This is a genomic window from Salinicoccus sp. RF5 (genome assembly GCF_020786625.1).
Lineage (GTDB): Bacteria > Bacillota > Bacilli > Staphylococcales > Salinicoccaceae > Salinicoccus.
The window spans coordinates 1075459-1093686 of sequence record NZ_JAJGRC010000001.1 but is presented as its reverse complement, the minus strand read 5'-3'; the positions used below and the strand labels follow the sequence as shown (position 1 = coordinate 1093686).

Here is an 18228-nt window from a genome sequence, read left to right as displayed (position 1 = left end):
ATATGGATGATGGATAAACTATTTGGAGGATACCTATGACACATATTAAATTCGATTATTCAAATGCATCACCATTCATGAGTGAAGAAGAGATGTCAGGCTTGGCGCCTTTCGTTTCAAGTGCACATGAAATGATCCACAAGGGCACAGGCGCCGGCAGTGATTTCCTGGGCTGGGTGGACCTTCCCGAAAATTATGACAGGGAAGAGTTCTCACGCATCCAGCAGTCTGCAGATAAGATCCGTTCGGACTCCGATGTGCTCGTCGTCATCGGTATCGGCGGATCCTACCTCGGTGCGAAGGCGGCGGTTGAAATGCTGACGCCGACTTTCGGCCAGGACGGCCCCGAGATCCTGTTCGCCGGACATCAGCTGTCGAGCCATTATATGAATGAGCTCAAGGACCATCTGAAGGATAAGGACTTTTCAATCAACGTCATCAGCAAGTCCGGCACGACGACCGAACCTGCGATAGCGTTCCGCGTCTTCAAGAAACTGCTCGAGGAGAAATACGACAATCCGGCAGAGCGCATCTATGTCACGACCGACAAGGAGAAGGGTGCACTCAATACGCTCGGACGTGAAAAGGGATATGAAATGTTCGTCGTACCTGATAACGTCGGCGGCAGATATTCTGTCCTGACCGCAGTGGGACTGCTGCCGATTGCAGCCGCAGGCATCGACATCGGAAAGATGATGGAAGGTGCACGGTCCGCAATGGGCGACCTCTCGGAGGCATCGCTTGAAAGGAATCCGGCCTACCAGTATGCAGTGGTGCGCAATGCCCTCTACAACAAGGGATACGATGTGGAGATGCTGATCAACTATGAGGCGCGCCTCTCCTACTTCGGGGAGTGGTGGAAGCAGCTGTTCGGTGAAAGTGAAGGCAAGGACAACAAGGGCATCCTGCCGCATAGCGCAAACTTCACTACAGACCTCCATTCGCTCGGCCAGTATATCCAGGAAGGCCGCCGCATGCTGATGGAGACCATCATCAATGTCGAGACGCCTGAAAGCGATGTGGTGATCGAGGCCGAGGAACAGGATCTCGACGGCCTGAACTACCTCGAAGGCATGACGGTGGACGAAGTGAATCACCAGGCCATGCAGGGGACGGTACTCGCCCATGTGGACGGCGGCGTGCCGAACATGATTGTGAATGTGCCGAAGCTCGATGCCTATACATTCGGGTATATGGTCTACTTCTTTGAGATCGCCTGTGCGATGAGCGGCTACCTGCTTGGTGTGAATCCATTCAACCAGCCGGGTGTGGAAGCGTACAAGCAGAACATGTTCGCCCTGCTCGGAAAATCAGGATTTGAGGACCTCAGAAAACAATTGAATGACAGACTCGGATAAAAATTATATAATTGAAGGATAGTCAGGCTATATTACACTGTAATATAGCCTTTATTAAATGTGCGAGGTTATGTGTGTGGAATTGGAAAAGCTGTTTGAAAAATTGACCACCCGGGAAGGGATGGAGTCCCTGTTTGCAGAGGTAGAGGCGCTTGGCCTCATCGTGGGCTTCCTGCTTGCGATGGCCGAGTCGTTGTTTGCCTTCCTTCCCCTGTTCGCCATCGTCATCATCAACATCAATTCATATGGGTTCTTATTGGGTTTCGTGGCGAGCTACTCGGGCACGGTGATCGGAAGCTACCTTGTGTTCCTGCTCGTCCGATACCTCTTCAGGAAGCCGGCCCAAAGATACATCGAGAAGCATGAACGGCTTGGGAGGATGCTGCACTTCATCGACACGAAGGGTTTCTCCTTTCTGCTGATCCTTCTGTCCCTGCCGTTTACGCCGAGTTTTGCGGTCAATGTCATCGCGGCCTTATCCAACATGAAAAAGACTGTATATTTATCCATATTGATTGCAGCAAAAGCGATTATGATACTGCTGATGTCGGTCGTCGGATATGACATCACTTCATTCTTCACTTCACCGCTGCAGTTGACAGTGTCAATCATATTCCTTGTGGTACTCTATTTCTTTTCGAAATGGTACCAGAAATATATAAACCGCAAATTAGAGAAATAGAGGTGAAGTCGAGTGAAGAAGGAAATAGGTGAATGGCTTGTTGCGATCCTGATTGCCGTTGTGCTCATCGTCCTCATCCGGTCATTCCTTTTCGTCTCCTATACAGTGGACGGGCTCAGTATGGACCCGACATTCGAAGATGAGGACAGGGTGGTCGTAAACAAGCTCATGGACAATTTTGGGGAATATGAAACGGGCGATGTCGTCGTCTTCAATTCGGAGGCGGGGCCTGCCTACGTCAAGCGCATCATCGGTACGCCGGGGGATACGGTGACGATGGAGGATAAGGAGGTCTTTGTGAACGGTGAGCCGTTGGAAGAGGACTACGTTGTGCACAGGACCGATTCGTACATGGATAACTTTACGCTCCAGGACCTTGGGGTCGAAGGGGAGACCATACCGGAAGGGCAGTACCTCGTACTCGGGGACAACAGGCCGCTGAGCCGCGACAGCCGCGATTTCGGTACCGTCGATGAATCCCAGATCATCGGTGAGGTACAGCTCAGGTTCTGGCCATTCAATAGGATTGCAGTAAATTTTGATTAGAAAGGCACCCCTTGGGGTGTCTTTTGTCTACTCATAAGGAGGAAATACATGGGAATCAACATCTGGACAGGAATAAGCGGAACTGGAAAGACGCAGCGCATGTTCGATGAGATAAATGCCATCACAAGTGAAGCACCGCTCGGTTCGAGCATCTATATCGTCACCCCTACCCAGAATACATTACGCTATGAGAACATCATCACCAACCCGACGGGGGAGAACCCAAGTGTCGGGAGTCTGCGTACCGCGGTGTTCAGCTTCTCGCGATTGATGTGGCACATCTTCAATGAGACGGGGCATTCGACACGGGATGCACTGTCCGAGAGCGGCCACATCATGCTGCTCCATAAGATGATGAATGAGATGAAGTCTGAATTCGAGTTCTATCGCGACAGCGCGCAGTACATAAAATTCTCCGGCAAGGTGCTGGATATGCTGAGTGAATTCCGTGCCTACCGTGTATCACCTGACGATTTCGGACGCATCGAGACCCCTTCCGGCCGCATCCGGGACAAGATGCATGATCTTGAAATCATCTACCGAAATTGGGAAAAGCGCATCACGGAACTCCAGATAGAGGACATCAATCTGGCCGACCAGTTCATCAACCTTCTGTATTCGGATACGCCGATCCGCTCGCTCGAGGACGCCGTCATCTACATCGATGGCTTCCACAACTTCACAGAGAGCGAGTTCGCCCTGATCCAGGCGCTTGAGACACGGGTGAGGGAAATCAACCTGCTGCTGACCCATCAGGGGACGAACAAGCAGCTGTTCCGGAAGACGGATTCAGTCATCGAACGCCTGCGTTACCACATGGGTGACCACAAGCTCTCCTTCGAGCATTTCGGGGAGGACTTCAGACGTTCCAGCAGGAATGGGCTCATCCAGGTCGAACGGTACTTCGACCGGAACGAATCGATCTACGACTATGACGGGGTCGTATTCACCGAGGCGCCGAACGTCCTTGAGGAAGTCAATGATGTGGCACGGGAGGTCGAGTCGCTCGTCTTCGATGGGAAGGCCCAGTACACCGACATCGGTGTACTCTATCGGGACGCCAACTATGAACCCGTGCTCCAGTCGGTCTTCCGCCGGTACGGAATCTCCTATCATATCGACCAGAAAGTGCCCATGCACGCCCACCCGTTCATCCAGTTCATCATGAGCCTCCTGGAGTGCTACATGCGGAACTATGAGTTCGGCGCATTCATGAATGTGCTGAAGACGGGATACCTGTGCGAAGCATCAAAGCGGCACTACATCGATCAGCTCGAGAACTTCGTGCTGGAGCGCGGCCTGAGTGGCGCCTCCCTTTTCGATGACGAACAGTTCCGCTATCATACGGAAGTGACGGATGAAGGCATCAGGCGGGTGGACAAAAGCGATGCGTACGCCGGGATGATCGATTTCAAGAATGAAGTGCTCGAGAAGCTCGAGAATATCTTCAGGGAATTCAGGAAGGAAGGCACAGTGCGCGACTACATCAACACCATCTATGACTTCATCGTGGATGAGGGGATCATCGATGTGCTCGCCGAAGAGATGCAGGCGCTCGATGAAAGGAACGAAATCCAGGTGCGGGATGAGACCGAGCAGGCCTACAACATGTTCATCCGGCTGCTGGATGATGCCTATACGGTGTTCGATGATGAAGAGGTCCCGTTCACGCTCTTCTACGAGACTTTCATCGATGGTTTGAAGAATGCGGAGTTCAGCCTGCTGCCCTCGACGATCGACCAGGTGATGGTCGGCTCCCTCGACCTGTCGAAGGTGGAGAACAAGAAATACATCTTCATCATCGGCCTGAACAGGGACGTCATGCCGCGGGAGAGCCGCAATACGGAAATCATCTCCGATGAGGAGAAGACGGTGTTCGAACATGCGGACATCGAGCTCTCGCCAAGTTCCAGAACCCTTGCACAGGATGAACGCTTCGTCTTCTATCTTGGTGTGACACGTGCGACGGAGGGGCTCTATCTCAGCTGGTCGAGTACACTGCCGTCCGGCGAAGCGACGAAGATCAGCCCGTTCCTCGAAGAACTCCTGCCCGGGGAGGCACGTGTGAAGCATTATGACTACAGACGGACATCGGAATATGACCGCTTCAACCCGTCACGGCTCATCACCTCCATAGAAAGCATGGAGCCGCTCCTCCATCTGAAGATGCGCGAGATGATGACGGCACCCGTCGGGTCGCCGGAAGCCTTCCTCGAGCTCCCGGAATACAGGGGGTGGATCGAAGCATATCATATACTGATGAAGGAGCGCTGGCACGATGTGTACCCGCGCCTCAAGCGCAACCTGACCTATGACAACCGGGCGGAGCCGCTGACGCGCGAGGCGGCCGAGGCGCTCTATACCCCCGAGATGAATGCCAGCGTTTCACGGTTCGAATCGTTCTTCAGGTGTCCCTTCCAGCATTTCAGCCGCTACGGCCTGAAGCTCAAGGTGCGTAAACCCTATCAGGTGGCGCCGCTCGAACTCGGCAACCTGTATCATGAGGTGCTCTATGATGTCGTCAAATCGCTCGACTATACGCTGCGCCATCCGGACGAAAAAATCCGCGGACAGGTGGCGGAATCCATCGAGCGGTTTTCACAGGCGATCCAGTTCGGCATATTCGAACATACCGGCTACTATAAATCCCTGAAATCAAGGGCCCGCGACGCAATCATCAAACTGCTCCTCTTCATGAAGGACATCGAGGCGCTCGGCCACTACAGGATCGCCGATGTCGAGTTGTCATTCGGCTTCAGGGACAGCCCGATGGAGGAGGTCACGCTGACGAGCAATGATGGCTACAAGATCCATCTGCGCGGGAAGATCGACCGTGTCGACATGTACGAGACGAAGGACGGCGCCTACGTCAACCTGATCGACTACAAGTCGAGCACCCGCAGCATCTCGCGTGAAGGCGTACTGAATGGCCTCGAGCTGCAGATGATGACCTATATGCATGTGCTGATGGACCAGGGGAGGAAATACTTCGGCAAGGAGAAGATCATGCCGAACAGCATGCTCTTCTTCCCGGTCAGGGACCCGCTCCTGTCACTCGATGACGAAGCGGCTCTGGAAGCGGCGGAAGCCGAGCACAAGAAGCGCATGCGGCCGGATGGCGTATTCATCAATGAGCATGCGGAATATGACGCTCAGCTCGATGAGACGTCCATCGGAATACAGGGGATGCTTGCGGATCTCGATGATTTCAAGGAATACAACAGGTATCTGCCGATATCCGTCTCGAAGAACGGCAAGATCAATGCGCGGACGCGGGGCAAGTACTTCAGTCCGGAACTCTTCCGGCATTATGCCGATCACATCATGGACATGTACAGGAATGCAACGGATGAGATATATGGCGGGGAAGTGCTCGCATCACCGATGGCGACGGATGCCGGAAATACCCGGCTCGCATGTGAGATGTGCGACTTCAAGTCCGCGTGCCACATCGATGCGCTGATGAACCGCCAGGATATACGAAAGAACGAATTGGATGAGGAAGCAGTCAGCCTATTTGAAAGTGAGGTGTCCATCGATGGTCCAGTGGACAGATAAGCAGCTTGAAGCCATTGAATATGAAGGATCGGACGTGCTGGTGGCAGCAGCGGCCGGCAGCGGCAAGACGACGGTCCTGGTCGAGCGGATCATCCGCAAGATCCTCGAGGGCCGCTACAGCATCGATGAAATCTTCGTGGCCACCTTCACCAACATGAGTGCACGGGACATGAAGGATAAGATAGAGAAGGCATTGCGCCAGGCGTATGGGGAGAAGCGGGATCCGGCAATCTACACCGAGATGCTCAAGCTGAAGGAGGCGCACATATCCACGCTCCACAGCTTCTGCCTGCACCTCATACAGATGCACTACAATACGATCGGCCTGTCCCCGGATATGCGGACGCTCGGGGATGTCGAGATGAAGATCCGCCTGGATCAGGTGATATCAAATGTACTCGAATCCTACTATGATGAAGGAGGAGAGGATTTCAACACGCTGTCGATGATGCTGTCGACCGACAAGAATAACGACGGGCTGTTGAATACCATCCGCGACCTCTACTATACGGCTGTGGCAAGCCCCGACCCGGAAGGCTATCTGGAAGGGAACATCGACCAGTATCTGGATGAAGCGCACCTGAAGGATATCCTGGATGCGCACAACCACAACATCAAGCTGAAGCTAGACGCCCTGATGGCCGATGTCGATCAGCTGCGCCAACATTATCATGTGGTGACGCACGAATCGATCAAGGAAACGCAGGTGCGGGATGCCTTCGACGCCCTCGAGGGCCTCGGCCGTACCGTCATGGGTGCGATGGAGGAGAACCGCGAAGGGCGGCCGGTGGAACTGCCGGTGTTCGGCCTCAAGGATGGCCGCTCTGCATTCATCAAAAACATCGAAGACCCGGACGCCAAAGCACAGCTGCTTGCAGTACAGAACCGGGTGAAGAAGCGGTATGCGGAAATCAGGGAGGCTCCGGCCTATACGCTCGACCGTGTGAAGGCTGAACTCGGCCCGCTGAACGGCTACAGCAATACCCTGATCCGCATCGTTCTGGAAGTGGTTGAACGCTTCCGCAGACAGAAGCGTACCCGCAATGAAATGGACTTCTCCGACTATGAGCATTACGCACTGGCTATCCTGAATGCATCCGACGGGGCGGTCCGATCAATGTACCAGAGCCAGTTCAAGGAGGTCATGATCGATGAATATCAGGACATCAACCGTGTCCAGGAGGCGATCATCCAATCCCTAAAAAGAGGGGATGAGGCGACGGGTAACCTGTTCATGGTGGGGGATGTCAAACAGTCCATCTATAAATTCAGGCAGGCGGATCCTTCACTCTTCATCGAAAAGTCCGAACGCTTCCGCGAACCCGGCAGCGGCCGAGTCATCAGCCTGAACCACAATTTCCGCTCCCGCGGCGAAGTGATCGATCTGACGAATGCGGTCTTCGAGCGCATCATGGACAGGGAGGTCGGGGAAGTGGAGTATGATGAAACCCACCGCCTCGTCCAGGGGAATTATCTGGATGCCCCGCCGCTCGCCTCGGAGTGCCACATCATCGAAGATGCAGAGGGCAAGGGGGAGGACGCGGAGATACTCCACATCGTCCAGGTGGTGAAGTGCCTCAGGAAAGCCGGGGCGGACTACCGGGACATCGTCATACTGACACGGAACACGAGGGATAATGAAGCCTACCGTAAACTGCTGTCGGAAGCGGAACTGCCGGTGTTCGTCAACAACCGCTCGGGCTATCTCGACACCCTTGAGATCCGCACGATGATCAGCATCCTGTCCATCGTCGACAACCCGCTCCAGGATGACCATCTGGTCGGCGTCATGCGTCTGCCGATGTTCAATTTCTCGGAGAATGACATCGCACGCATACGGGCCGATTCCGATTGCGAATACATGTATGAAGCCCTCGTCGGCTACGAGGGCCCGGCACTCGTGATGAAGAAGATCGAAGAATTCCTGGATACGCTCCGGACGCTTCAGGACTATGCAAGGTACATGAGTGTGCCGGAGCTGATCGATGAAATCTATCTTGAACTCAACATCCTGGAGTATTTCGCAGGGCTCAAGGGCGGACTTACACGCCGTGCCAATCTGAACGGCTTTGTGGAGAAGGCGATGGATTTCGAGAAGATGTCCCACCTCTCCCTCTATGAATTCATCACCTACATCGGCCGCATGATCCAGGACGGCCAGGATTTCGGCGAGGAGAATACGGTCTCCGATGATGCGGATACGCTCCGTGTCATGACCATCCACGCATCCAAGGGACTCGAATTCAACCATGTCATATATGCCGGCCTGCACAGGCAGCTGAACATGATGGATGTCACAAAGAAGGTGACAATCCACCCGGACGGGGGCATCGCCTTCAAACGCTTCATGCCGGAACAGCAGGTGCTCCTGCCGAGCATCCATGCCCAGGTCGTCAAACAGATAATCCAGCAGGAACGGATCAGTGAGGAGATGCGCCTCGTCTATGTGGCGTTGACGCGTGCCATCGACCAGCTGATCATCCCCCTCGTCTACAAGCATGAGGTGACGGAGAAGTACAGTTATGAAGGCGGAAAGGTCCATGCGGACGACAGGCTCTCCATCCGGAGCATCCAGGACCTGCTCGCCCCGGTCCTCATGAATACGCCGATGGATGCACTTGAGGTGCACACCATTGAAGAGGTGGAGGCGGAGCCCCAGGCGGTAGAATATACTTCCCTCGAAGCGCTGGAAGACCTGAAGGTCAGGGGGGACCAGCTGCTGAAGGACCGTATCCTCCACCGGTATCCGCACAGGGAGGCGACTGAGACCGTATATAAGGAATCCGTGACGGAGATCAAACGGCGCAATGAAACACCGCCTGACGACAGTGCCATCATCCGGCACGACCGCACGCCGAACTTCCGTGCCCCGAACTTCCGCAATGAATCGCTCGATGCACCGGTGTTCGGGACGATGATGCACCAGATGATGATGCATCTGCTCAACCGCTACGATGCGCTCCGCACGCTGGATGCAGAAGCGCAGGCGGCCTTCATCGAACGTATGATTCTGGAACAGACGGCCGACGATCCGCTGATCACGCCGGCACACCAGACGCAGATGATCCAGAACATCCACCGGTTCCTGGAAGATGAAACGATGCAGCAGCTGCTTGCAGACCAACAGTCGATCCACACTGAGATCCCATTCATCATGAACCAGCAGGCCATCGGCTATTCCAGTTTCGACCGGCAGATGGTGCAGGGTATAATCGATGCACTCCTCGAGATGGAGGAGGATTTCGTCATCATCGACTATAAGACGGACCGGGTGGCGCATACCGGCCTGACTGAAGCGGATCTTGTGGAAAGATACCGGACGCAGATGGACATATACAGGCGCTCGATAATGCAGGCGCTTGGGAAAGATGTTACGGTATACCTATATTTCTTTGATTATGGAGCGATTAAATTTGATGACTGACAACATACGTTCAAGCATCTTCCTAGGGCTTGCGTTCCTCGGTATACTGCTGATGAACGGCCTTTATTTCATGATGCCCTATGAAGCGTTGAACCCATATGAATATTTGAGAGGCAGCAATCTGAGCACCTTCCAGGTGCTGGATATCCTCATTGGAGGCGCCGTCGTGCCGTTTGTGGCCCTGGCCACAGGTTATCTCATCCATGCCTTCAGGCATTATGGGATGGGCAATCTCGCCAAAGTGGCAGCTTTCGTGCTGGCACTCGGCATCGTACAGACATTCTTCATATTCGCGTTTGATTTCCTGCCCGGACTCGCGCTGATGGCATTGGTGGCACTGCTCTTCCTGAAGGCGCACTGGGCGGTGTCGCTCCTGGCGGCACTGCTGCTGTTCTTCTTCCATCTGACGGCCAATGTGCTCGTCGGCTTCTTTGCGAGCGTCGGCTCCCCGACGGATATCATCTATACGGCGATGCAGGATGTCCAGGAGTTCACGAGTGTCTTCAGGAGTACGGACTACTTCGCCATCATCGCACTGAACATTGAACTGTTCTCGAGGAATGCGGTCAGCACGCTCTATGGCCTGCTGTTCACCGTACTGCCCTGGCTGCTCGTCGGCATGAGCCTCGGCAGACTCGATATCGTCCGTTTCATCCGTTCGAATCCGGTGATGCACATCATCCTCTTCATCGTACTTGCAGGCGGCGGCATGGCGATCAAGATGATCCAGGTGCTGACGCTCGGCAGCTACAGCGGCCGCCTGCTGGCTGAGAACTTCGGCGGGCCGGTCCTCGCCCTCGGTTATTTCCTGCTGGTGATGTACCTCACCACCATCGTGCCCTCTTCCGTACTGGAAGTGTTCAGACGGATGGGCAGATATTTCCTGACGCTCTACATCCTGTCCAACGTCGTCTTCATGCTGATCTTCTACGGCATAGGCGCGGGAATGTATGGGGAAATCGAGATCACTGCCATGATATGGACCGTCCTCATCATTCTGGTTTTCCTGATGGTCCTTGCAACCGTGATGCACCGTTACCGTATCAGAAGCATCGAGGATTTATTTGCGCATAATTCTGAAAATGGAATCAACAGATAGCCATTGTCTGTTATAATGAAGTAAATACACACATAAGGAGCGTATTCCATGAAATTTTTAACATTTGATTATGGGAATCATACGTATTACGGCGTCAAAGTAAAGCGTGAGGAGAGTGCCTGGATCCTTCCGAAGCTGTTCGAAGCGTTCGGGGATGAAGCGGATTATCCTAAAACCCTGCTTGACGGCATTTCAAAATACCACACGCTGGATTTCCAGGAACATGTCCGAAAATTAGTGGAAAAGGCACAAGAGTCGGGAGATGCCGACCAGTACAAGGCACCGTTCAATGAAATCACTTTCCGTGCACCCGTCACGCCGCCGAACAATGTGATTGCATTCGGACGGAACTACAGGAAGCATGCCGAAGAGATGAACAACGAAGTGCAGAGCCTCTACGTCTTCACAAAGGCGGCGACCAGCCTTGTCGGTGATGAGGCGACCATTCCGGACCATCAGGACGTCACAAGCGAACTGGATTATGAAGGGGAGCTGGGTGTCGTCATCGGTAAGCGCGCCGAGAAGATCCAGAGTTCCATGGCACTGGATCACATCTACGGCTATACGATCATCAATGACATCACTGCCCGTGACCTGCAGAGGGAACATCACCAGGCCTTCCTTTCCAAAAGCCTGAAGGGCGGATGTCCGATGGGGCCCTTCATCGTCACAAAGGATGAACTGCCGAATCCCGAGCAGACCTCCATCGTAACCAAGGTGAACGGGGAGATCAGACAGGACGGCAGCACGCGCGAGATGGTATTGAAGCTCGACGAACTGATTGCTGAAGTCTCCAAATATGTGACCCTTGAACCGGGCGACATCATCGCTACTGGAACACCGGGCGGCGTCGGCGCCGGCATGAATCCGCCGAAGTTCCTGCAGCCCGGCGATGAGGTGCGCATCTCCATCAATGGAATCGGTACATTGACGACATATATTGATGGGTAATCTTTCCTGAAATATGATAAGATATTCTTGATTCATATTTGAAAGGAAGATTAAATGATACACTTGCACCTGACATCGCTGGTCCTGGCGATCATACTATTCATCATCACGTATAATTCGATCGATCGTCCGGATGGCGAATCCAAGTATTCAAAAGCACTGCATATGGTCCTGAGGCTGATCTACCTGATCATCCTGTTCACTGGCCTCATGCTGTTCCTCGACTTCAGCAGCGGTGACCAGATGATGTACGGACTTAAATTCCTTGCGGGCCTCATCACGATCGGCCTGATGGAGATGGCACTGATCAAGCAGCGCAAAAAAGGGACGGGGCGCAACCTCGTCATCGCGCTGGTCATTTTCCTGATCGTGACGATTGCCCTTGGAATCTATCTACCGGCCGGTCCGTTGAGCGCAATGTTTGCATAGACGGGACGGAGACAGGCACTCTTCTACAGGGTGCCTTTTTTCATGCAAATTTGTGAACGTTTATTGACATGGTGCTTTTTTCAAATTTTATCTAGTATACTTGCAGTATAAAAACAGAAGGTAGGATAGCAATGAAGAGATTAATGATATATATGGCGGTTCTGCTCATGGGCATATCCATGTCGAATGGAGAAGTGGCGGCCCAGGAGAACGATGAGGCACGGATCTATACGATCGTCGTCGACCGTTTCCTGAATGCCGATTCCGGGAATGACATCAGCGTCACAGACGATGAAGACGCACCATTGCCGTTTGGCGGCGACTTCGAGGGCATCCGGAACCACCTGGACTACATAGAAAAGATGGGCTTCGATACGCTGATGCTGTCTCCTGTATTCGACAAGGCGGATGAGGATTACCTCGGTTATGATGTCGAAGCCTATGGAGAGATCGAAGCGGCTTTCGGCGGTGCGGAAGCATTCCAAGATCTGATCGATGCCGCACATGGACGCGATATGAAAGTCGTCATCGACATGCCGGCCACAATGGCCGATGGCTACACGGCACTTGAGGAACCTGAACTGAATGCACTTCAGCAGAGCTATTATGATATGATCGATGCCGAATTCATCGACTTCACCAATACGGACAACCAGGCGCGGTATCAGGAGATGGCCCAGGCGTTCGTCGACGAATATGATGTCGATGGACTCAGCATGACCATCGTGCAGGATGGCATTGATGCCGAAACCTTCATGCCTGAAGGCGTGACGACCTACGGCATCATTCCAGGCGAGGGGATGTCTGCGGAAGGGTTCGACCATACGAATGACCCTGCCATGACCAATGAGCTGACTGAATCATTCAGTACGACGGACAGGGAGATTCCCGAACATCCGACCGACGGCACACTTTTGCTTGCCGACCATTGGTTCAGCGAACGCTTCACAAAGTCTGCGGTGGAAGAGAACATGTTCCCCGGCACCCGCATCAGCCAGCTCACGGCTTATCTGTATGCATATCCGGGGCCGATCGCCTTCCAATACGGAACGGAAGTCGCACTGAATGGGGACGACATACCGCACGTTCACCGTCAGATGGACCTCTGGACCGACCAGGAGGTCGTGGACTACATCGAGTCGCTCAATAACGTGCTGTCGCAGCACCCGAACATGTTTGAAGGGGAAAGGGAGATACTGAAGAACGAAGATGGACATTATGTCCAGAGATACTATACTTCCGATGTTGATTTCATACTGAATCTGAACGACACGTCGGTTACGGAAAATGCCGAAATCCCGATCGAGTCCCAGGATGAAGGAAAGATGCTGAGCGGGCTCCTGATCGGTGACCTTCTGCGCAGCAGCGACATGGAGGATGATGCCTTCCTGGCAGTGCTTGACCGCGAAGAGACGGAACTCTATGCCGTAGTCGAAGAAAGAGGATTCAACAACGGCTACATCTATGCCGCACTCATCATCTTCGGCGGGTTCGGAATCTTCATCTGGATTGTTGCGAGAAGAGGAAGAAAAACGAAAGAATAATTGGATATTAATGAGATGCATGACCAGGATGGATATCCTGGTCATCTTTTTGTTCATCCACATAGAAAAACTCCCCTCCAATCGGAGGGGAGCATAATTTTATTCATGTATTTTCTTCATTTTCTCTATCGCCTTGTATCCGACCATGTTGAGCACGCTTTTCGGGCTTGAGTATGGCGGGGAATAGGCGACTTCGATGTTGGCAAGATCCATGGCGGTCCCACCGAGGCGGATGTGGGCGGACAGGATGTCGATACGCTTGTCGACGCCTTCGGTACCGACGACCACCGCACGCAATATTTTGCCGTCATCCCTGCCGACATAGGCGCGGACATGGATCGGGACACTGTCCGACATGTATCCAGCCTTGTTCTTCTGCTTATGGTCCACAACGAAGTGCGGATAGTCCGCAAGCTCCGGTTCGGTCAGTCCGAGCGTGGCGATGTCATAGTCGAAGAAGCGCATGATGTTGGTGCCGAGCAGACCCTCGAAGCAGACCGAACTGTCACCGCTGATCTGGTTGCTGATGACATATGCCATCCTGTGGGCGCCCCATGCCAGTGCCACGTGGACCGGGCGGTCTACGTGGTGGTAGTTCGTTTCAATTGCATCCCCGACAGCATATACACCTTCCTTGTTGGTGCGGCCATGCTCATCTGTGCAGATATAGCCTTCATCATTCAACATGATGCCTGACCCTTCAAGGAAATCTGTACGCGGCGTGATGCCGATTCCTGCGATGATCATAGGTGCATCGATTTCTTCACCGTTTGAGAGGGTCGCAGTCTCACCTGAAACATCGACAATTTCCGTATCCAGTTTCACATCGACTCCGCGTGATTTAAGTTCCTCCATGAAGAAATCGCTCATATCGGATTCAAGCGGCCGATAGATTTCCGTGTCCCGGTGCACAAGTGTCACCTCGATGCCGCGATGGACAAGGTTTTCGGTCATCTCAAGACCGATGTACCCGGCACCGACGACGACTGCACGGGTGATGTTCTTCTCCTCGATGTGGGCCTTGATTTCATCAAGGTGCTCCAGGGAATGGAGGACGAAGGCCTGGGGCACATCAAGCAGTGCTGGAATGAGGCGCGGGGAGCCGCCGGGGGAGAGGATCAGGTAGTCGTACGCTGCATCGAACGTGCGGTCATTTTTGATATCTTTCACCTGTACCGTCCTGTTATCCGCATCGACTGCCGTCACCTCATGGAATATTTCGACGGTGACATCGCGTTCTGCAAAACTTTCGGGTGTCGCTGCGACCAGCTGGTCGCGTTCCTCGACTTCCCCACCGATGTGATATGGCAGGCCGCAATTGCCGTAGCTGATGTCGCGGCCCTTTTCATAGATGGTGATGTCGATTTCCGGATCGATTCGCCTGAGCTGAGCGGCTGTCGTGGCGCCTCCAGCCACGCCCCCTACAATAATAACTTTCGACATGCCTACACTCCCTCATTGAAATAGAACATTGCTACCGTGCCATTGCCGGTGTGACTGCTGATCGTCGGGCCGATTGTGCTGATTCTGACATCGGTGATGTTGGTTCCGTCGAGTATCTTCTGCTTCAGCTGTTCCGCCTGCTCTACCGCATTGGCCTGGGTGATATGCACCTCACGGGTGACATTATCGGCGATCAGATGTTTGACCATGCTGCTGTGCACCTTCTTGACGCCGCGGTGCTTCTCAAGCGGGACGAGTTTCCCCTCTTCGACATGGAGCAGCGGCTTGATGTTGAGTAGGCCGCCGAGGAATGCCTGACCTTTCGACAGACGCCCCCCTTTTGCCAGATAGTCGAGGTCGTCCACTGTGAAGAAGTGGCGGATGTCCTTGACATCCTTTTCCACTTTGGAAATGATCTCATCTTTGGAGAGTCCTGACTCCACATAGCTGTGGGCACGCTCCACGATGAGTCCAAGGCCATAGCTTGCGGCCTTCGTATCGATGATGGTGATGTCGGCATCGGGATGATCATCGAGAATCGTATCCCTGGCGATTACGGCACTCTGGTATGTCCCGGAAAGTTCACTCGAGAAGGCGATGTAGAGCAGAGGTTCCTTCCGGTCCACGTATTTCTGGAAGACTTTTGTGAAATCCTCCGGGTTTGCCTGGCTCGTCAACGGGCGTTTGCCCTCGGATATAGCATCGAGTACTTCCGTACTTGAAATGTCGAACTGGTCCAGGTAGTCCCTGTCATCAATCGTAATCTTCAGGGGGACCATTTCTATCTCCATCCTGTCCAGTTCCTCTACGGAAATATCTGAACAGCTGTCTGCGATCAATTGCATATCATCTGCTCCTTTCTTCGTTATAGTTTCAATTTGAAAAAGTCATTCAGGAACTGGCCAATGCCGTCGTCGTTGTTGGTGTCCGTCATGTAGTCGGCCACTGTCCTGATTTCATCGATGGCATTGCCCATCGCCACCCCATGCTCGACATAGCGGAGCATTTCGGTGTCGTTGTCCTCATCGCCGAAGGCGATCGTGTACTTCTGGTCGATGCCGAGGTAGCCCCGGCAGTAGTCGACTCCGACCGCCTTGTTGATGCCCTTCTTGACGATCTCTATGACTGGATAGGGCGCACCCCAGCGACGGTGTTCGATCGTTTCGGCGAACAGGTCATCCAGTGCCTGCCTTATGGCCGGCACCTCCGGCTCCTCAGCCTGGATCAGTATGGTCGTCGGGCCGGAGTCGATGTTCTGGGTCAGGTCGCCGATCTTGACCTGTGGGTTCCCCATGCTGAAGGCTTCGAAGAGCACCTCGTCATGGTAGTGGATATAGACATTGTCCTTCACTTCGGCGATGATGTTCTGGATGTTCAAATCCGGCACACGCTTGACGATCTCCTGGGCGACTTCGAGGTCGAGTTCTTCATGAACTGTCTTGAAGTACAGATCCTGGGGATGGTGGACGAAGGCGCCGTTGAAATTGACGATCGGCGTATTCATGCCAAGTTCCCGGTAGTAGGGTTCGCTTGCTCTATAGGGGCGGCCGGTCGAGATCATGATTTCATGGCCGTGGGTCTTGAGTTCAAGTAGTACTTTTTTGGTGAATGGGCTGATCGCCTTGTCGTCGGTCAGCAGCGTCCCATCCAGGTCCAAACATATAAGATGCTTTTCCATTACGGCAAATCTCCTTGTCAACATTCATAAAACTATCATAACTATCATATCATTTATGTTTATATCGTGTAGTTTTTTTGATATATTATATAGTATATACTCTAAAAGGAGTGAGATAAATGGATAAAGCAATGGAAGAAAGCATGATGGGTGCCCTTGAGAACGTCATCGACCCGGAACTCGGCATCGATATCGTCAACCTCGGACTCGTCTATGGTGTGCATCTTGATGAAGATGGCAACGCAGGTGTTGAAATGACACTTACCTCCATGGGCTGCCCGATGGGACCACAGATTGTGGATCAGGTCAAAACTGCACTCTCTGAACTTCCCGAAGTCAAAGAGACGGAAGTAAATATCGTATGGAATCCACCATGGGACAAAGATAAAATGAGCCGTTACGCCAAGATTGCACTCGGTGTGAGCTAGGCCAGCATATAAGTAAATCCCACAACCTCCAGGTTGTGGGATTTTTTTGTGTCCGGAGGATGCTACCGGGGTATGCATAATACTGTATGACCCATATCCTACAGTATGAATAGATGATACAGGATGGCGAATGAACCGAGTGCAAAACAGTAATAGGTGAAGATGGCGAGATTTCCGCGCTCCATGACCCCCTGAAGCCACTTCAGGCCGAAGTATGTGGCGATGATGCTGGCGATGAATGCAAGCGCATAGGGAATGGCCAGCGATATGATCTCGGGGTCGTTCACGAGGTCCCCGACGGAGATCAGTGCCGTGCCGAGCGATACGGGGATGTAGAGCAGGAATACGAACCTGAGGGCGTTCTTCTGGTTCATGCCTACAGCCATTGAACCGACGAGTGCGGCACCGCTGCGGCTCACGCCTGGCATCAGTGCAACGCACTGGGCCAGCCCGACGATGATGGCATCCTTGATGCTCAGGTCGCCGTCGCGCTTCACGCCCCGCTTGTTCTTGATGAACCAGAGTGCGAGGCCGGTGATGAACAGCATCATTCCGACGGTCAGCATGGAGACATTGTCCCCGATGATGTCCTTCAGCAGGATGCCGAGGACACCGACCGGGATGGTGGCGATGATCAGATAGATGGTATAGCGGAAGTCCTCGACCGCTTCTTCATCCCTGGCCCCTTTGAACAGGAAGCGGCTCAGATTGACGATGATTGCAGTGATGTCCAGACGGTAGATGAAGAGTATCGCAATGAGTGATGCGGTATTCAGCAGTATTTCGAACGACAGGCCCTTGGCCTCTATCCCGAAGATTTCCCGGGCGATGACGAGATGGCCGCTGGATGATACAGGAATCGGTTCAGTGAACCCCTGCAGCAGCCCCAAAAATATGTAACGGATAATTTCCAAGATATCCATGATTCAACCTCCTATGAAACCCTAGGATATAATATAAAATAAATGCCGGATAAAAGCTATCAATTACTTGAAAATTAATGCAGTGGGTGTATAATATAATTAAAGGTCAAAAAAGGTCAAACATTTTTGAGCCAGTTGGTAAACAACTGCTCCCATTTTGAAACA

Annotated in this window: 14 protein-coding genes; 10 read left to right on the top strand and 4 right to left on the bottom strand. The window is 53.1% G+C overall.

Annotation, left to right across the window (positions count from 1 at the left end):
• Nucleotides 1-35 precede the first annotated feature (35 nt).
• The 9 genes from LLU09_RS05645 (at nucleotide 36) to LLU09_RS05605 (ending at nucleotide 13591) form a co-directional block, all read left to right on the top strand.
• On the top strand, nucleotides 36-1358 hold the full coding sequence (locus LLU09_RS05645; RefSeq protein ID WP_228310872.1) for a glucose-6-phosphate isomerase: 1323 nt from the start codon (nucleotides 36-38) through the stop codon (nucleotides 1356-1358).
• 70 nt (nucleotides 1359-1428) lie between these two features.
• On the top strand, nucleotides 1429-2040 hold the full coding sequence (locus LLU09_RS05640) for a TVP38/TMEM64 family protein (protein ID WP_228311127.1): 612 nt from the start codon (nucleotides 1429-1431) through the stop codon (nucleotides 2038-2040).
• Between the two features lie 12 nt (nucleotides 2041-2052).
• Nucleotides 2053-2586: a signal peptidase I gene (gene lepB / locus LLU09_RS05635; RefSeq protein ID WP_228310871.1), complete on the top strand. Its 534-nt coding sequence runs from the start codon at nucleotides 2053-2055 to the stop codon at nucleotides 2584-2586.
• Nucleotides 2587-2634: 48 nt separating this feature from the next.
• Nucleotides 2635-6144 (top strand): PD-(D/E)XK nuclease family protein, encoded by a 3510-nt coding sequence (locus tag LLU09_RS05630; RefSeq protein ID WP_228310870.1) that lies wholly within the window; start codon nucleotides 2635-2637, stop codon nucleotides 6142-6144.
• Nucleotides 6125-9568, top strand: coding sequence for a helicase-exonuclease AddAB subunit AddA (gene addA, locus LLU09_RS05625; protein WP_228310869.1), 3444 nt, complete (start codon nucleotides 6125-6127; stop codon nucleotides 9566-9568). The genes LLU09_RS05630 and addA overlap by 20 nt, the downstream gene beginning before the upstream one ends.
• The gene (locus tag LLU09_RS05620) at nucleotides 9561-10667 is read left to right on the top strand and encodes a DUF418 domain-containing protein (RefSeq protein WP_228310867.1); all 1107 of its coding nucleotides are present in this window, start codon (nucleotides 9561-9563) and stop codon (nucleotides 10665-10667) included. Before addA ends, LLU09_RS05620 begins: the two co-directional genes overlap by 8 nt.
• Nucleotides 10668-10715: 48 nt before the next feature.
• Nucleotides 10716-11618: a fumarylacetoacetate hydrolase family protein gene (locus LLU09_RS05615; protein WP_228310866.1), complete on the top strand. Its 903-nt coding sequence runs from the start codon at nucleotides 10716-10718 to the stop codon at nucleotides 11616-11618.
• Nucleotides 11619-11672: 54 nt separating this feature from the next.
• On the top strand, nucleotides 11673-12047 hold the full coding sequence (locus tag LLU09_RS05610) for a YisL family protein (RefSeq protein WP_228310865.1): 375 nt from the start codon (nucleotides 11673-11675) through the stop codon (nucleotides 12045-12047).
• Nucleotides 12048-12199: 152 nt separating this feature from the next.
• Nucleotides 12200-13591, top strand: a complete 1392-nt coding sequence (locus tag LLU09_RS05605; protein WP_228310863.1) for an alpha-amylase family glycosyl hydrolase — start codon at nucleotides 12200-12202, stop codon at nucleotides 13589-13591.
• Nucleotides 13592-13690: 99 nt separating this feature from the next.
• On the opposite strand, the gene LLU09_RS05600 is transcribed toward LLU09_RS05605, so the two are convergent.
• The 3 genes from LLU09_RS05600 to LLU09_RS05590 are packed head-to-tail and all read right to left on the bottom strand — an operon-like array spanning nucleotide 13691 to nucleotide 16712.
• Nucleotides 13691-15034, bottom strand: coding sequence for a CoA-disulfide reductase (locus LLU09_RS05600; RefSeq protein ID WP_228310861.1), 1344 nt, complete (start codon nucleotides 15032-15034; stop codon nucleotides 13691-13693).
• 2 nt (nucleotides 15035-15036) lie between these two features.
• Nucleotides 15037-15879 (bottom strand): DegV family protein, encoded by an 843-nt coding sequence (locus tag LLU09_RS05595; RefSeq protein ID WP_228310859.1) that lies wholly within the window; start codon nucleotides 15877-15879, stop codon nucleotides 15037-15039.
• Nucleotides 15880-15899: 20 nt separating this feature from the next.
• Entirely contained in the window at nucleotides 15900-16712 is an 813-nt protein-coding gene (locus tag LLU09_RS05590; protein ID WP_228310857.1) for a Cof-type HAD-IIB family hydrolase, read from the bottom strand.
• Nucleotides 16713-16831: 119 nt separating this feature from the next.
• On the opposite strand from LLU09_RS05590, the gene LLU09_RS05585 reads away from it, so the two are divergent.
• Nucleotides 16832-17140 (top strand): metal-sulfur cluster assembly factor, encoded by a 309-nt coding sequence (locus LLU09_RS05585; protein ID WP_040105000.1) that lies wholly within the window; start codon nucleotides 16832-16834, stop codon nucleotides 17138-17140.
• A 98-nt stretch (nucleotides 17141-17238) separates the two neighbouring features.
• On the opposite strand, the gene LLU09_RS05580 is transcribed toward LLU09_RS05585, so the two are convergent.
• On the bottom strand, nucleotides 17239-18063 hold the full coding sequence (locus LLU09_RS05580) for an undecaprenyl-diphosphate phosphatase (RefSeq protein ID WP_228310856.1): 825 nt from the start codon (nucleotides 18061-18063) through the stop codon (nucleotides 17239-17241).
• Nucleotides 18064-18228 lie beyond the last annotated feature (165 nt).